Source organism: Pseudomonas crudilactis (assembly GCF_013433315.1).
Lineage (GTDB): Bacteria > Pseudomonadota > Gammaproteobacteria > Pseudomonadales > Pseudomonadaceae > Aquipseudomonas > Aquipseudomonas crudilactis.
The window spans coordinates 395,173-411,257 of sequence record NZ_WXVV01000002.1 but is presented as its reverse complement, the minus strand read 5'-3'; the positions used below and the strand labels follow the sequence as shown (position 1 = coordinate 411,257).

General features: G+C 60.2%; 15 protein-coding genes. 6 read left to right on the top strand and 9 right to left on the bottom strand.

Annotation, left to right across the window (positions count from 1 at the left end):
- Positions 1-3: 3 nt before the first annotated feature.
- From GTU76_RS04285 to GTU76_RS04275, 3 genes are read left to right on the top strand one after another with little or no spacing between them, the layout of a single operon-like run.
- Positions 4-1,083, top strand: coding sequence for a COX15/CtaA family protein (locus GTU76_RS04285; RefSeq protein ID WP_160037667.1), 1,080 nt, complete (start codon positions 4-6; stop codon positions 1,081-1,083).
- On the top strand, positions 1,071-1,970 hold the full coding sequence (gene cyoE, locus GTU76_RS04280) for a heme o synthase (RefSeq protein ID WP_016986458.1): 900 nt from the start codon (positions 1,071-1,073) through the stop codon (positions 1,968-1,970). Before GTU76_RS04285 ends, cyoE begins: the two co-directional genes overlap by 13 nt.
- A complete protein-coding gene (locus tag GTU76_RS04275) occupies positions 1,967-2,602 on the top strand; it encodes an SCO family protein (RefSeq protein WP_016986457.1) in 636 nt (211 codons plus the stop codon). The genes cyoE and GTU76_RS04275 overlap by 4 nt, the downstream gene beginning before the upstream one ends.
- A 325-nt stretch (positions 2,603-2,927) precedes the next feature.
- Here the strand turns inward: GTU76_RS04275 and GTU76_RS04270 are convergent, their stop codons facing one another.
- The 3 genes from GTU76_RS04270 to GTU76_RS04260 all read right to left on the bottom strand — a co-directional run bounded on the left by GTU76_RS04270 (position 2,928) and on the right by GTU76_RS04260 (position 5,457).
- The gene (locus tag GTU76_RS04270; RefSeq protein ID WP_180698125.1) at positions 2,928-3,698 is read right to left on the bottom strand and encodes a MetQ/NlpA family ABC transporter substrate-binding protein; all 771 of its coding nucleotides are present in this window, start codon (positions 3,696-3,698) and stop codon (positions 2,928-2,930) included.
- Positions 3,699-3,775: 77 nt separating this feature from the next.
- The gene (locus tag GTU76_RS04265) at positions 3,776-4,450 is read right to left on the bottom strand and encodes a methionine ABC transporter permease (RefSeq protein WP_016986455.1); all 675 of its coding nucleotides are present in this window, start codon (positions 4,448-4,450) and stop codon (positions 3,776-3,778) included.
- Positions 4,450-5,457 (bottom strand): methionine ABC transporter ATP-binding protein, encoded by a 1,008-nt coding sequence (locus tag GTU76_RS04260; RefSeq protein ID WP_016986453.1) that lies wholly within the window; start codon positions 5,455-5,457, stop codon positions 4,450-4,452. Before GTU76_RS04260 ends, GTU76_RS04265 begins: the two co-directional genes overlap by 1 nt.
- 260 nt (positions 5,458-5,717) lie before the next feature.
- Between GTU76_RS04260 and katE the strand changes: the two genes are divergently transcribed.
- Positions 5,718-7,859, top strand: a complete 2,142-nt coding sequence (gene katE / locus GTU76_RS04255; RefSeq protein WP_026000698.1) for a catalase HPII — start codon at positions 5,718-5,720, stop codon at positions 7,857-7,859.
- A 124-nt stretch (positions 7,860-7,983) separates the two neighbouring features.
- Here the strand turns inward: katE and GTU76_RS04250 are convergent, their stop codons facing one another.
- Genes GTU76_RS04250 through GTU76_RS04235 form a run of 4 tightly spaced genes read right to left on the bottom strand, consistent with a single transcriptional unit; the run spans position 7,984 to position 10,783 of the window.
- Positions 7,984-8,697 (bottom strand): PA5502 family lipoprotein, encoded by a 714-nt coding sequence (locus GTU76_RS04250; RefSeq protein ID WP_016986451.1) that lies wholly within the window; start codon positions 8,695-8,697, stop codon positions 7,984-7,986.
- A gap of 37 nt (positions 8,698-8,734) precedes the next feature.
- Entirely contained in the window at positions 8,735-9,523 is a 789-nt protein-coding gene (gene znuB, locus GTU76_RS04245; protein ID WP_016986450.1) for a zinc ABC transporter permease subunit ZnuB, read from the bottom strand.
- Positions 9,516-10,301 (bottom strand): zinc ABC transporter ATP-binding protein ZnuC, encoded by a 786-nt coding sequence (znuC, locus tag GTU76_RS04240; RefSeq protein ID WP_016986449.1) that lies wholly within the window; start codon positions 10,299-10,301, stop codon positions 9,516-9,518. The genes znuB and znuC overlap by 8 nt, the downstream gene beginning before the upstream one ends.
- Positions 10,301-10,783 (bottom strand): Fur family transcriptional regulator, encoded by a 483-nt coding sequence (locus GTU76_RS04235; protein WP_007911760.1) that lies wholly within the window; start codon positions 10,781-10,783, stop codon positions 10,301-10,303. Before GTU76_RS04235 ends, znuC begins: the two co-directional genes overlap by 1 nt.
- Positions 10,784-10,849: 66 nt before the next feature.
- Here GTU76_RS04235 and GTU76_RS04230 point away from each other — a divergent pair, with 66 nt between their 5' ends.
- Complete coding sequence (locus GTU76_RS04230; protein ID WP_180698124.1) at positions 10,850-11,770, top strand: metal ABC transporter solute-binding protein, Zn/Mn family; 921 nt, start codon at positions 10,850-10,852, stop codon at positions 11,768-11,770.
- Between the two features lie 91 nt (positions 11,771-11,861).
- Here the strand turns inward: GTU76_RS04230 and GTU76_RS04225 are convergent, their stop codons facing one another.
- Both GTU76_RS04225 and GTU76_RS04220 read right to left on the bottom strand, forming a co-directional pair.
- Positions 11,862-12,815 (bottom strand): homoserine kinase, encoded by a 954-nt coding sequence (locus tag GTU76_RS04225; RefSeq protein WP_180698123.1) that lies wholly within the window; start codon positions 12,813-12,815, stop codon positions 11,862-11,864.
- Between the two features lie 61 nt (positions 12,816-12,876).
- Positions 12,877-13,173, bottom strand: coding sequence for a DUF2782 domain-containing protein (locus GTU76_RS04220; RefSeq protein WP_093429504.1), 297 nt, complete (start codon positions 13,171-13,173; stop codon positions 12,877-12,879).
- A gap of 74 nt (positions 13,174-13,247) precedes the next feature.
- Between GTU76_RS04220 and polA the strand changes: the two genes are divergently transcribed.
- Complete coding sequence (polA, locus tag GTU76_RS04215) at positions 13,248-16,052, top strand: DNA polymerase I (RefSeq protein WP_180698122.1); 2,805 nt, start codon at positions 13,248-13,250, stop codon at positions 16,050-16,052.
- Positions 16,053-16,085: the final 33 nt, after the last annotated feature.

Sequence of the window (16,085 nt, the reverse complement as noted above, 5' to 3'; positions counted from 1 at the left end):
GTCATGGCCAAACCTGGATTTCGCCTCGCGCTGTTTGCCACCCTGCTGGCACTGATTGTGGTGCTGCTCGGCGCCTATACGCGCCTGACCCACGCCGGCCTCGGCTGTCCGGACTGGCCGGGCTGCTACGGTTTTATCAGCGTGCCGAAAAGCGAAGCCCAACTGGCCCATGCCGAACTGCATTATCCCGATTCGCCAGTGGAAGCGCACAAGGGCTGGAACGAGATGATCCACCGCTACTTCGCCGGCACCCTCGGCCTGCTGATTTCGATTCTGGCCGGGCGGGCGTGGGTCAACCGGCGTCATCCGGGGCAGCCGTTGAAGCTGCCGTTGTTTCTGCTCGCGGTGGTGTTCGCACAAGCGGCGTTCGGCATGTGGACGGTGACGCTCAAACTCTGGCCGCAAGTGGTCACCGGGCATTTGCTCGGTGGTTTTGCGACCTTGAGTCTGTTGTTTTTGCTGACCTTGCGACTGTCCGGCGTGCTGCCGGCGCTGACCGTGCCCAAGCGTTTGCAGTATTGGGCGACGGCGGGACTGTTGCTGGTGATTGGTCAGATCGCACTGGGTGGCTGGGTCAGTTCCAACTACGCGGCGGTGGCGTGCATCGATTTTCCGACCTGCCACGGGCAATGGTTGCCGCCAGCGGATTTCGCCAATGGCTTTCACCTGACTCAACACATCGGCCCGAATTACCTGGGCGGACAACTCGACAGCGATGCGCGTACGGCGATTCACCTGACTCATCGCATCGGCGCGTTGTTGGTGACCTTGGTTTTGCTCGGTCTGGCGTGGCAATTGAAAGTGGTCGGCATGACGCGGCTGGCCGGATTGGTCCTCGTCGCCCTCGCCGCACAAATCACCCTCGGCATCAGCAACGTGCTGTTCCATCTGCCGCTGCCGGTCGCTGTCGCGCACAACGCTGGCGGTGCCGCGTTGTTGCTGACCATGGTGCTGGTCAATTACCACGCGCGCACCAGCCTGGTCCGGGTCAAACAACCGGTGCTCGCGCGTTGGCGCCTGAGCCCGCGTAAACACGCAGCCGCGCCCATCACCATAAAAGGAGAAACGCCGTGGCGATTCTGATTGGCGAACGTCCGCATCAGGCGATCTGGCGTGATTATCTGGAACTGACCAAACCGAAAGTCGTGGTGCTGATGCTGATCACCTCGCTGGTCGGCATGTTCCTCGCGACCCGCGCCGGGGTGCCGTGGACGGTGCTGGTGTTCGGCAATCTGGGTATTGCGTTGTGTGCCGGCGGCGCGGCGGCGGTCAATCATGTGGTCGATCGGCGCATCGATGCGGTGATGGCGCGTACGCACAAACGACCACTCGCTGAAGGACGGGTTTCGCCGGCGGCGGCACTGACGTTTGCGCTGGTGCTGGCGCTACTTGGTCAGGCCATGTTGCTGACCTTCACCAATCCGCTGACCGCTTGGCTGACCCTCGCTTCGCTGCTCGGTTATGCGGTGATCTACACCGGTTTCCTCAAACGCGCGACGCCGCAGAATATCGTCATCGGTGGCCTCGCCGGCGCCGCACCGCCGCTGCTGGGCTGGACCGCCGCCACCGGCCATGTCAGCGCCGAACCGTTGTTGCTGGTGCTGATCATCTTCGCCTGGACGCCGCCGCACTTCTGGGCGTTGGCGATCCATCGCAAAGAGGAATACGCCAAGGCCGACATCCCGATGCTGCCGGTCACCCACGGCGAGCACTACACCAAGGTGCACATTCTGCTGTACACCTTCGCGCTGCTGGCGGTGAGTCTGTTGCCGTACGTGATCCACATGAGCGGTGTGCTCTACCTGATTTGCGCCCTCGGTCTGGGCGCAAGGTTTCTGCAATGGGCCGTGGTGCTGTACCGTGGCACTCGGCCGCACGCGGCGATCAACACCTTCAAGTACTCTATTTGGTACTTGTTTCTACTGTTCATCGCCCTGCTCGTAGACCACTACTTACTGTTGAACCTATGACTCGAACCCAGAAAACCGTCTTCATCCTCGTCGCCGTGATCGCGCTGATCCTGGGACTTACCGTCAACAAAGTGCTGAGCGGCAAGGGCCAGGGCGACCCGACTGCGCTGATCGACGCCGGCATCATTCTGCTGCCGCAAAGCCGTAATTTGCCGGACGTGACGATGACCGATCAGGACGGCAAACCGGTGGCGATCAATGAGCTCAAAGGTAAGTGGAGTCTGTTGTTCTTCGGCTACACCTTCTGCCCGGACATTTGCCCGACCACGCTGGCGCAGCTGCGGCAGATCAAGAGTGAACTGCCGAAGGACGCTGTGGACAAGTTGCAGATCGTGCTGGTCAGCGTTGACCCGAACCGCGATAACCCGAAGCAGTTGAAGCAGTATCTGGGCTACTTTGATCCGCAGTTTGTTGGCCTGACGCCGACCTCGATTGAAGAGCTGCAGAAGGTGGCGAATGCGGTGAGTATTCCGTTTATTCCGGCGGATACGAGCAAGCCGAATTACACCGTTGACCATAGCGGCAATCTGGCGGTGATCGGGCCGGACGGGACGCAGCGTGGGTTTATTCGGGCGCCGCTGAATAACACCAAACTGGTGGCGCAGCTGCCGGTGATGCTTAACCGTAAGTGACAGTTTAAAAGCCAAGAGCCCCTCACCCTAGCCCTCTCCCAAAGGGAGAGGGGACTGATTGGGGAATATGGGGGAGCTGCACCGAATTGAACGTGATGCTTTGAATCCATAATCGCCAAGATCGGTCAGGTCGATGTGCTGTGCCGAATCCATAATCGACTCGATCTTTCAGGTCGATGTATGACGCCAGATACCTCGGTCGGCCCCCTCTCCCTCTGGGAGAGGGCTGGGGTGAGGGGAAGCTTCACAGCAGGTCGCAAGCCAAACACAAGACACAAAAAAGGGGACGCGCATGGCGTCCCCTTTTCGTTGCAGCATTCCTGAATCAGAACGCCGGCAATACCGCGCCTTTGTACTTCTCGGTAATGAATTTCTTCACTTCCGGGCTGTGCAGCGCAGCAGCGAGTTTCTGCATCGCATCGCTATCCTTGTTGTCCGCGCGGGACACGAGGATGTTCACGTACGGCGAGTCGTTACCTTCGATCACCAGCGCATCCTTGGACGGATCGAGCTTGGCTTCCAGCGCGTAGTTGGTGTTGATCAGCGCCAGATCGACCTGGGTCAGCACGCGCGGGATGGTCGCGGCTTCCAGTTCACGGATCTTCAGGTCTTTCGGGTTTTGCGCGATGTCTTTGACGGTCGACAGGATGTTGGTCGGATCCTTCAGCGTGATCACGCCAGCCTTGGCCAGCAGCAACAGCGCACGGCCACCGTTGGTAGCGTCGTTCGGGATCACCACGTTGGCACCGCTTGGCAGATCCTTCAGATCCTTGAGCTTGCTCGAATAAGCGCCCAGCGGCTCCAGGTGTACACCGGTCACGGCAACCAGACTGGTGCCCTTGGCCTTGTTGAACTCATCGAGGTACGGCTGGTGCTGGAAGAAGTTGGCGTCCAGACGCTTTTCCGCGACCTGTACGTTCGGCTGAATGTAGTCGGTGAAGACCTTGACCTTCAGCTCCACGCCTTCTTTGGCCAAGGCTGGTTTCACGAACTCGAGGATTTCTGCGTGTGGCACCGGGGTGGCGGCCACGGTCAGGGTTTCGGCGTGGGCCGAGAATGCTGCAACGGCAGCAAAAGCAGCGATCAGTTTTTTCATTCAGCTAACTCCTTTTCAAAGCGCCCGTCTGGCGCCTGCCAGCGAATGGCCGGCTCATCTCTTGATTACAAAACCGGTTATTTGCGCGAAAAATGCACGACCAGTCGATCACCGACCATCTGCAGCACTTGCACCAGAATCAGCAGCAACACCACGGTGACGATCATCACGTCGGTCTGGAAACGCTGGTAACCGAAACGGATCGCCAGGTCACCCAGACCACCGGCGCCGACCACACCGGCCATCGCCGTGTAGGACACCAGTGTAATCGCCGTCACCGTAATCGCCGCGAAGATGCCCGGACGGGCCTCCGGCAGCAGGGCGTTCATGATGATCTGCCGCGTGGTCGCGCCCATCGACTGGGTCGCTTCGATGATGCCGCGATCGACTTCACGCAGCGCGGTTTCCACCAGACGCGCGAAGAACGGTGTCGCACCGACTACCAACGGCGGAATCGCACCGGCCACGCCCAGCGACGTACCGGTAATCAGCACGGTGAACGGGATCATCACGATCAACAGAATAATGAACGGCAGCGAACGCAGGATGTTCACCGCCAGCGACATGAACGCATAGAGGCCACGGTTTTCCAGCAACTGACGCGGGCTGCAGAGGAACAGCAACACGCCCAGCGGCAGGCCGAGCAACACAGTGAACAGCAGCGAACCGCCGAGCATCAGCATGGTGTCGCCGGTGGCCAGCCAGATTTCGTACCAGTCGATGTTGGTGAAGAAACTGATCAGGTCTTCCATTAGCGCAATACCTCCATGTGAACGTCAGCGGCGGTGAAGCGGGCGAAGGCCGCTTCCATGTCGCCACCGGTGACGGCGAGGGTCAATTGCCCGTACGGAATGTCTTTGATGCGGTCGATACGACCGGCAAGAATGCTGTAGTCGACGCCGGTCTCCCGGGCGACGGTACCGAGCAGCGGCGCATAGGTCGCTTCGCCCTGGAAAGTCAGACGTACGATGCGGCCCGGCACGTGAGCGAAGTCATCACGCTGCTCGCTTTCGTCGATCTGCTCGCTTTCCTGAACAAAACGCTTGGTGGTCGGGTGCTTGGGATGCAGGAACACATCGGCCACCGAACCTTGCTCGACGATCACGCCGGCGTCCATCACCGCCACTTGATCGCAGACGCGACGGATGACATCCATTTCGTGAGTGATCAGGACGATGGTCAGTTTCAGTTCGCGGTTGATCTCGGCCAGCAGTTGCAGAACCGACGCGGTGGTCTGCGGGTCGAGGGCACTGGTGGCCTCGTCGCACAGCAGAATCTTCGGCTTGGTTGCCAGGGCGCGGGCGATGCCGACGCGCTGCTTCTGGCCGCCGGACAATTGCGCCGGATACTTCTTGGCGTGGTCGGACAGACCGACCCGCGCCAGCAACTCGGCGACACGCTTGTCGATCTCGCTGCCCGACAGTTCGCCGGCCAGGGTCAGCGGCAACGCAACGTTGTCGGCCACGGTCTTGGAGGCGAGCAGGTTGAAGTGCTGGAAGATCATCCCGACTTGCTGACGGAAACGGCGCAGGCCGTTGGCGTCCAGCGCGGTGACTTCTTCGCCGTCGACGATGATCTTGCCGCCGCTGGAGTTCTCCAGGCGATTGATCAGACGCAGCAGGGTACTTTTGCCCGCGCCGGAATGACCGATCAAGCCGAACACTTGCCCGTTCTCGATAGAGAGACTGGTCGGGTGCAGCGCGGGAATATCCTTACCGGCGACGCGGTAAGTCTTATGGACGTTTTGAAACTCGATCACGTAGCGAACCTTGTGGGGCGCGTTAGAAAAGGATCAGCGGTTAGCCGGGCGCGCATTTTAGCCTGTCCGTATAGAGGTTCTTAGCATTTATTTCGCAATTAACCTTCGATTTGGCAATAACAAGATCAAAGGTCATAAAAAAGGAACGTCCAAAGCAGCCCATCAGTCACTAAGTAAGCGACTTGAAAACCCTGGGTGCCGTGCCCGGGAACCACTCAAGAGTCCCCGGCCAGGATCGGGGTCAACCGAGGAGTTTACGACTGATGAGCAAGAAGCCTACGTCCGATAAAAGCCAGATGGCCGGAACCGATGCCCCGGATCGTGCCAACACCAACGCCAAACTCGATAGCCTGGAAAAATTCCGCTCCGATGCCACCGGCCAGGCGCTGCGCACCAACCAAGGCGTGAAGATCGCCGACAACCAGAACACCCTCAAGGCCGGCCCGCGCGGGCCGTCGCTGCTTGAAGACTTCATCATGCGGGAAAAGATCACGCATTTTGACCATGAGCGGATCCCGGAGCGCATCGTTCACGCACGCGGAACCGGCGCGCATGGTTTCTTTCAGGCTTACGAGAACCACTCGACACTGACCAAGGCCGGCTTCCTACAGGATCCGGGGAAAAAGACGCCGGTATTCGTGCGCTTTTCCACGGTGCAGGGGCCGCGTGGTTCCGGCGACACCGTGCGTGACGTACGCGGTTTCGCGGTGAAATTCTTCACCGATGAAGGCAACTTCGATCTGGTCGGCAACAACATGCCGGTGTTTTTCATTCAGGACGCGATCAAGTTTCCCGACTTCGTCCACGCGGTGAAGCCCGAGCCGCACAATGAAATTCCTACCGGTGGCTCGGCGCACGATACGTTCTGGGACTTTGTGTCCTTGGTGCCGGAATCGGCACACATGGTCATCTGGGCAATGTCCGACCGGGCGATCCCGAAAAGCCTGCGCAGCATGCAGGGCTTCGGCGTGCACACCTTCCGCCTGATCAACGCCGAGGGCAAATCGCGCTTCGTCAAATTCCACTGGCGCCCTACTGCCGGCACGTGCTCGCTGGTCTGGGACGAGGCGCAGAAGCTCGCCGGTAAAGACACCGACTACCACCGTCGCGACCTCTGGGAAGCGATCGAGATGGGCGATTACCCGGAATGGGAACTCGGCGTACAGATTATTGAGGAGGAAAACGAGCACGACTTCGATTTCGATATCCTCGACCCGACCAAGCTGATCCCCGAAGAAATCGTGCCGATCACGCCGCTGGGCAAGATGACCCTGAACCGCAACCCGGACAACTTCTTTGCCGAGACCGAGCAGGTCGCGTTCTGCCCTGGCCACATCGTGCCGGGCATCGACTTCTCCAATGACCCGCTGCTGCAAGGCCGGCTGTTTTCCTACACCGATACGCAAATCAGCCGACTCGGCGGGCCGAATTTTCATGAGCTGCCGATCAACCGCCCGGTCGCGCCGTTCCACAATGGCCAGCGCGATGCGCAGCACCGCACGGTGATCGACAAGGGCCGCGCCTCGTATGAGCCGAACTCGATTGATGGTGGCTGGCCCAAAGAAACTCCGCCGGCCGCGCAGGACGGTGGTTTCGAGAGCTATCCGGAACGAATCGATGCCAACAAGATCCGCCAGCGCAGCGAGTCGTTCAGCGATCACTTCTCCCAGGCGACGTTGTTCTTCAACAGCATGAGCGATCACGAGAAGGAGCACATCATTGCCGCTTACAGCTTCGAGCTGGGCAAGGTTGAGCGTGAGTTCATCCGTGCGCGGGAAGTGAACGAGATTCTGGCCAACATCGATCTGGAATTGGCCAAGCGTGTGGCGGCTAATCTGGGTCTGCCTGCGCCTACCAAAGGCACGGTGGATACGCGCAAGGTGTCTTTCGATCACTCGCCGTCATTGAGTCAGGCTAATTTGCTGCCAGAAAACATCAAAACCCGAAAAGTGGCGATTCTTGCTGCCAACGGCGTCGATGGTGCGGCGATTGATGCAATGAAGAAGGCATTGGCCGCTGAAGGTGCGCATGCCAAGTTGCTCGGCCCAACTTCAGCGCCGGTGAAGACCGCTGACGGCAAAACGTTGCCAGTGGATGCCTCGATGGAAGGCATGCCGTCAGTGATTTTCGATGCGGTGTTCGTGCCGGGTGGCGCGGCGTCGGTCAAAGCACTGAGCGGCGATGGCGTGGCCTTGCATTACCTGCTGGAGGCGTACAAGCATTTGAAGGCGATTGCGTTGCACGGCGAGGCTAAGCAGTTGCAGGATTTGCTGAAGCTGGAGGTGGATGCTGGATTGCTGCAGGGCAAGGATGTGCCGGCGTTGACCAAACCATTCTTTGCGGCGATCGGGCAGCATCGGGTTTGGGAGCGGGAGCCTAAGGCGAAAGCCATTCCGGCTTAAGATCTTCGTTTGCTGAAAGGACGCTTTCGCGAGCAAGCTCGCTCCCACAGTGGATTTTTGTCGATCACAAGATTTGTGTTCACAAAAAATCCCAATGTTGGAGCGAGCTTGCTCGCGAAGCCTTTTAGGGTTTACGCGGGCTCAAAACCATCTGCGCCGGTACGGTGCGCACAATCTGCTTCTCAATTTTCAGTTCAAAATCCGGATTCAGTTTCTTGACCCGTTTGGTCAGCAACGTCGCCAACCATGGATAATCATTCGTCCGTGGCGCCTGAATCGTCACCCCACACTCGTAATTCACCACATCAGCGGCGATCGCGTCGAGTTGACGACGAAGTTTGCGGCTATCGGTGATGTTCAGCGCAACCGTAGTGCTCTCAGCGGTCGGATCAATCACTTTAGCTTTCGGCTTGGCCTCGGCGGCCAGCAATGCAGCCTCAGCCTTTTCCAGCTCAGCCTTGCGCGCTTCGGTGATGGCGCCATTCACGCCACCGGTCAGCGCCGGTGCTTTCGGCATCAACGCGCGAGCACGGCTCAACGCCGTAGCCGCTGCATTCACATCCCCCTTCTGCAGCACGATCTGGCTGCGGCGCAGATACGCTTCGGCAAGCTGCCGCTGGTATTGCTCAAGGGACTGATCGTTTGGGGTGTCTTTCTGCAAAGCAGCCAATTGATCTTCGGCAGTGGCCAGTTCGCTGCTGGCCAGACTTTGCTCCAGCTGTGCGATGGCCGTAGCCCGCGCATCGGGGACTTCGGCCACCGGCGGCGTGCTTTGGCAGGCGCCCAGCAGCACTGAAAATGCGACAAGGAGCAGATAACGGGAGGCGAACGGCTTCATTCCTGCGACTCTCTATTTGCGCAAAAAGCGGCCAAGTCTACACCCCACGACGGGGCAGAACAAAACTCAGCAGAAACAGTGCGGCCGCCGTCACAACGATTGACGGCCCCGCCGGGGTGTCCTTGAACCACGACAACGCCAGCCCGCCACACACCGCGAGCATGCCTAGCAGGCTTGCGCCCAGTGCCATCTGCTCCGGCGAACGGGCGTGACGCTGTGCCGCAGCCGCCGGGATGATCAACAGCGAGGTAATCAGCAGCACCCCGACGATTTTCATCGCCACCGCGATCACCACCGCAATCAACAACATCAGCGCCATGCGCAGGCCAGCGACTGGCAGGCCTTCAACTTTGGCCAGCTCTTCGTGCACGGTGATCGCCAGCAATGGCCGCCACAGCGTCACCAGCAACACCAGCACCGCCGCGCTTCCGCCGAGAATCCACGCTAGATCGGTCGGGCTGATCGCCAGCAGGTCGCCGAACAGATAGGCCATCAGGTCGATCCGCACTTCATGCATGAAGCTTAGTACCACCAGGCCGAGAGAGAGCGTGCTCGGTGCGAGAATTCCCAAAAGCGTGTCGGACGCCAGCGGTTGGCGCTGTTGCAACGTGACCAGCAGCACCGCCAGCAACAGACAGCCTACAGTGACTGCGACGGTCGGGCTGACATCCAGCAAAAAGCCCAAAGCCACGCCGAGCAGCGCGGCGTGGGACAGGGTATCGCCGAAATAGGCCATGCGCCGCCAGACCACGAAGGAACCGAGCGGCCCGGCCACCAGCGCCAGCGCCAGACCTGCAAGCAGGGCATACAACAGAAAATCAGCCATGCTTGCAGTTGTCTCCGTGAACGTGGGGTTGGCCAGTAACCGGCCCTTTGACCACCGAACCGTGCAGGTCGTGAGCGTGGTCGTGATGGTGGTGATAAACCGCCAGGCTCTGCGCGTTCTTGCCGAACAGCTCGACGAACGCAGGATCGCCGCTGACCTGCTCGGGATGCCCGGAACAGCAGACATGACGGTTGAGGCAGACCACTTGGTCGGTGGTGCTCATCACCAGATGCAAATCGTGGGACACCATCAACACGCCGCAGCCATGGCGGTCGCGCAGACGGGTGATCAGGCTGTACAACTCGGCCTGGCCGGCGACGTCGACGCCTTGCACCGGCTCGTCGAGCACCAGCAGTTCCGGCTCGCGCAGCAACGCTCGCGCCAGCAGCACACGCTGCATTTCACCGCCGGAAACGCTTTGCACCGGGCTGTCGATGACATGCTCGGCGCCGACTTCTTTCAACGCGGCCAACGCTCGCGGACGGTCAACGCCCGGCACCAGACGCAGAAAGCGCAGCACTGAAAGCGGCAAGGTTGGATCGACGTGGAGTTTTTGCGGCATGTAGCCGACGCGCAGTTTCGGCTTGCGCCAGACGCTGCCGCTGTCCGGTTTCAACAGCCCGAGCACGGCGCGCACCAGCGTGGTTTTGCCGGCGCCGTTAGGACCGATCAGGGTGACAATCTGCCCCGGCTCGACGCTCAGCTCGATGTTGTCCAGCACAGCCTGCCCGGCAAACGTGACGGCGACCTGTTCCAGACGGATCAGCGCATTGCTCATCAAGCCCCCTGGCAACCTGAGCACAGGCCGACGACTTCGACGGTCTGCGCTTCGACGATGAAACCGACGTCTTTGGCGCTGTTGATGATCGCGTCGCTGATCACTTTTTGCTCAAGTTCGATGGCAGCGTGGCAATCGCGGCAGATCAGGAACTGGCCCTGATGCGCGTGTTCCGGGTGTACGCAGCCAACGAAGGCGTTGAGCGAGGAGATGCGGTGCACCAGGCCGTTTTCCAGCAGGAAATCCAGCGCGCGGTACACGGTCGGCGGCGCGGCGCGGCGGCCGTCCTGCTCGCTGAGCACGGCGAGAATGTCGTAGGCGCCCAGCGGCTTGTGGCTCTGCCACACCAATTCCAGCACCCGGCGGCGCAACGCGGTCAGGCGCAAGCCTTTCTGGGCGCACAAGGTATCGGCCTCGGACAAAGCGCTGTGCACGCAATGTGAGTGGTCGTGGGGACGGCTGGCAATCGGTGTAATAGGCATGGGCGGCGACGAGTTTTGATAGAGACGTTATTATGTTACCCGTTCTCGCCTCCTTGAGTGGTCATCGTGTCCCGACTTTTTTCTGTTTTTGTGGCTTTTGTCGCCAGTTTTCTGCTGATCGGTTCGGCCCAGGCCGAGGTCAAAGTCCTCACCAGCATCAAACCGTTGCAGCTGATTGCCGCGGCCGTGCAGGACGGCGTGGCGATTCCCGAAGTGCTGCTGCCGCCGGGTGCTTCGCCACACAATTACGCGCTGCGACCATCCGACGTACGGAAGGTGCAATCGGTGGATCTGCTGTACTGGATCGGTCCGGACATGGAGGGTTTCCTGCCGCGCGTGCTGAATGGTCGTACGCTGCCGAGCGTCGCCGTGCAGGATCTGCCGGGGATGAAGCTGCGCCGTTTCGCTGAAGACAGCCACTCCCACGCCGAAGAGGCCGACGAGCATGATCACGATCATCGTCCGGGCACGCTGGATGCGCATTTGTGGCTATCGCCGGTCAACGCGCGGGTGATTGCCGACAAGATGGCGGCTGACCTCAGCGCCGCTGACCCGGCGAATGCCGAGCGCTATCAGAGCAATGCCAAAGCATTCGACGAGCGTCTCGATGCACTGGATCAGCGTTTGAAGAAGCGTTTGACCAGCGTTGAAGGCAAGCCCTACTTTGTCTTTCATGAGGCCTTTGATTACTTTGAAGAGGCTTATGGCCTGAAGCATACCGGGGTGTTCAGCGTGGCCGCCGAAGTGCAGCCGGGCGCGCAACATGTCGCGGCGATGCGCAAGCGTTTGCAGGAAGTGGGCAAGACGTGTGTGTTCAGTGAGCCGCCATTGCGTCCGCGTCTGGCGGAGACGCTGGTGGCGGGTTTGCCAGTGAAACTGGCGGAGCTGGATGCGCTGGGCGGGTACACCCCGGCGACGGCTCAGGGGTATGAGCAGGTGCTGGAAAAGTTGGGCAATGATTTGGCGGGATGCCTGGAATCTCTGTAGCCCCATAGAAAAAGATCGCAGCCTTCGGCAGCTCCTACATGGGATTGATGTACACCCTGTAGGAGCTGCCGAAGGCTGCGATCTTTTGATCTTAAAGGGCGAAAGGTAGCGGTGCGTGTACCTGCTGCCGCTGCGCCAAACGCTGCTCAAACTCTTTCGGATCGTGAATCAACACGTCCTGCCCGGCGAACTGCTCCGCCGCGATCAACCGCGACAGCCAGAACCGCACGCAGGCCACGCGCAGCATGGTCGGCCACAACTCGGCCTCCGCCGCCGTAAACGGTCGCAGCGCCGCATAGGCACCAAGGAATGCGCGGGCTCGCGGCCCATCGATCAGACCGTCCTCGTCCGAACACCAGTCGTTCAACGCAATCGCCACGTCATACAGCATCGGCCCCGAGCAGGCGTTGTAGAAGTCGATCAGCCCGGTCAGGTGCGTACCTTCGAACATCGCGTTATCGCGAAACAGGTCGGCATGAATGTTGGCCCGAGGCAGCGCGAGAATCTTCTCTTTGCGCTCGGTGATTTCATCCAGCGCCTTTTGCAGCAACGCGCGCGGTTCATCGCTCAGGTGCGAGAGCAACTCGTTGCCCTCCTCCAGCATCCAGTCGAGGCCACGATCAGTCTTGCGCTTGATCATGCGCTCGCCCTGGGTCGCCAGGTGCAGATGCGCCTGCAACTCGCCGACCTGCGCGCAATGCTGGGCATTGGCGACTTTGATGTGCTTGCCGGACAGTCGCGGTTGCAGCAGTGCCGGTTTGCCTTTCAGATCACGCAACGCCACGCCGTCGGTGGTGCGCAGTGCGTACGGCACCGGCAAGTCGGCTTCGTGCAGCACGTCGAGCAGGTCGATGAAAAACGGCATCTCCTGCACCGGGCCACGCTCGACCAGAGTCAGGACGAATTCGCCCTGCTCCAGGCTGATAAAGAAATTGGTGTTTTCGCTGCCGGCGGCGATCCCCTGGAAATCAAGCAGACGGCCAAGCCCGTAAGGGGCGAGAAAAGTTTCCAGCTCGGGCCGAGCCAGGGGAGTGAACACAGACATGGTTAAAAACTGCTCAGTTCAGGCGCCACGACCGCGTAGCGCCGATTAAAAGTCAGGAAACTTACTTCCAGGTAAAGATTTCCCACGACGGAATCAGCATATCCGGCTGGTCGGAGCGAATGTAGTTCGCGTCCGTACCATCGGCGCGCACCAGGAAATACGGTTTGCCACCCTTTGGCGTGACCTTGATCGCATAGACGAAACCACTGCGACTGTATTCCTGGATAACCTTGTCGCCTTCCGTGTGCGTGTTAATGGTAACTTCCGGCTCCTTTGACGGCGCATCATCCGCCGCCATCGCGGCCAACGGTGAGGCAGCAATCAGACCGACCAGCAGCAAGCGATTTAACGTACGCATGATAACCTTGTCCCTTTGTCGTCAACGGTCCCGCTATTCTAGCGCCGGACCCGCCGAAAAGGTTGATCCTGCTCATGAGCCAAGCCCCCCTCGTCCTGGTGGACGGTTCGTCTTACCTGTACCGCGCCTTTCACGCGCTGCCACCACTGACCACCTCCAAAGGCCTGCCGACCGGTGCGGTCAAAGGCGTGTTGAACATGCTCAAGAGTCTGCGCAAGCAGTACCCGGACAGCCCGTTCGCCGTGGTGTTCGACGCCAAGGGTGGGACATTTCGCGATGAGATGTACGCCGAATACAAAGCCAATCGCCCGAGCATGCCCGACGACATGCGCGTGCAGATCGAGCCGCTGCACCAGAGCGTGATCGCCCTCGGCTTCCCGCTGCTGTGCGTGGAAGGCGTCGAAGCCGACGACGTGATCGGCACTCTCGCCCGCAGCAGCGCAGCGGCGGATCGCCCGGTGGTCATCTCCACCGGCGATAAAGACATGGCGCAATTGGTCGATGGCCACATTACCTTGGTCAACACCATGTCCGGTAGTTCGATGGACGTGGAAGGCGTGAAGGAGAAATTCGGCGTCGCACCGGAGCAGATCATCGATTATCTGGCGCTGATGGGCGATTCGTCCGACAACATTCCGGGCGTTCCGGGCATCGGCCCGAAAACCGCGTCCGGCCTGCTGGTCGGGGTCAACGGCGGCCTCACCGAGCTGTACGCCAATCTCGACATCGTCCCGACCCTGCCGATTCGCGGCGCGAAAACCCTGCCGGCCAAGCTTGAAGAACATAAGGAGATGGCCTTCCTCTCCTATCAACTGGCGACCATCAAGGTCGACGTGCCGCTGGACGTCGAACTCGACGATCTGCAAATGGGCGCAGAAGACCCGGCCAAGCTCTACGAGCTGTACTCGCTGCTGGAATTCAAAAGCTGGATCAACGATCTCGATCGCGACGCCAAACGTCTGGAACTGAGCACTGCTGCCGAACCAGCGCCGGCCGGCGATCTGTTCAGCACTCCAGCGGAAGAAGCGCTTGCCGCTCCCGCTGAAGCCGCTTACGAAACCATCCTCGATCAGGCACGTTTCGACGTCTGGCTGGAAAAACTCAACAACGCCAAACTTTTCGCCTTCGACACCGAAACCACCGGCATCGATGCGCAGCAGGCGCAACTGGTCGGTCTGTCCTTCGCCGTGCAGGCCAACGAAGCCGCCTACATTCCGCTGACCCACTCCTACATCGGCGTGCCGGAGCAGCTGGATCGCGACACCGTGCTGCGCGCACTCAAGCCGATTCTCGAAGACCCGAGCAAGCTCAAGGTCGGTCAGCACGCCAAGTTCGACATGAACATTCTGGCCAACTGCGCCATCGGCGGTGATCAGAGCCAAGGCATTACCGTGCGCGGCATCGCCTTCGACACGATGCTTGAGTCTTACGTGCTCAACTCCACCGCCACCCGCCACGACATGGACAGCCTCGCGCAGAAGTACCTGGATCACACCACCGTGAGCTTCCAGGACATCGCCGGCAAAGGCGCCAAGCAGCTGACCTTCGACCAGATCGCGCTGGAACAGGCCGGCCCGTACGCCGCCGAAGATGCCGACATCACCCTGCGCTTGCACCAGACGCTGTTCGAAAAGCTCAGCGCCATCCCGAGTCTGGCCAGCGTTTTGACCGACATCGAGATTCCGCTGGTGCCGGTTCTCGCGCGCATCGAACGCCAGGGCGCGTTCGTCGACGCGGAGCTGCTCGGCATCCAGAGCATCGAACTGGGCAACAAAATGGTCGCACTTGAGCGCGAAGCGTTCGAGATCGCCGGGGAAGAATTCAACCTTGGCTCGCCGAAACAACTGGGCGTGATTCTCTACGAGAAACTCGGCCTGCCAGTATTGAAGAAGACCGCCAAGGGCCAACCGTCCACCGCTGAAGAAGTGTTGGCGAAACTCGCCGAAGACGATCACCGCTTGCCGAAGGTGCTGATGGAGCATCGATCGATGAGCAAGCTGAAAAGCACTTACACCGATCGCCTGCCGGAGCAGATCAACCCGCGTACCGGGCGTATTCACACCTCGTACCATCAGGCTGTAGCGTCGACCGGTCGCTTGTCCTCAAGCGATCCAAACCTGCAGAACATCCCGGTGCGCACCGCTGAAGGCCGGCGCATTCGTCAGGCGTTCGTCGCGCCGAAAGGCTACAAACTGCTCGCGGCGGACTATTCGCAGATCGAACTGCGGATCATGGCGCACCTGTCCAAGGACGAAGGCCTGATGAACGCCTTCCGCAACAATCTGGACGTGCACACCGCCACCGCTGCCGAAGTGTTCAAGGTCGAACTCAACGAAGTGACCTCCGACCAACGCCGTGGCGCCAAGGCGATCAACTTTGGCCTGATCTATGGCATGGGCGCACAAAAACTCGGCAAGGACATCGGCGTCGACACCAAGACCGCCAAGGCTTACATCGACACCTACTTCGCCCGCTATCCGGGGGTTCGCGAGTACATGGATCGCACCCGCGCGCAGGCGGCGGATCAGGGTTATGTAGAGACGTTCTTCGGTCGTCGTCTGTATTTGCCGGAGATCAACTCGAACAAGCCGCAGGAACGCGCTGCCGCCGAGCGCACGGCGATCAACGCGCCGATGCAGGGCACGGCCGCCGACATCATCAAGAAAGCCATGGTGGCGGTGGATAACTGGCTGGCGACGTCCGGGCTGGACGCCAGAGTCATCTTGCAGGTGCACGATGAACTGGTGCTGGAGGTTCGTGAGGATCTGGTCGAACAGGTCAGTGCCGAGATCCGCGTGCACATGAGCGAAGCGGCGAAACTGGATGTGCCGCTGCTGGTCGAAGTGGGTGTGGGCAACAATTGGGATGAGGCTCACTGAGCCTTTTGAACACGGTTTGCCGCGACCTGATGT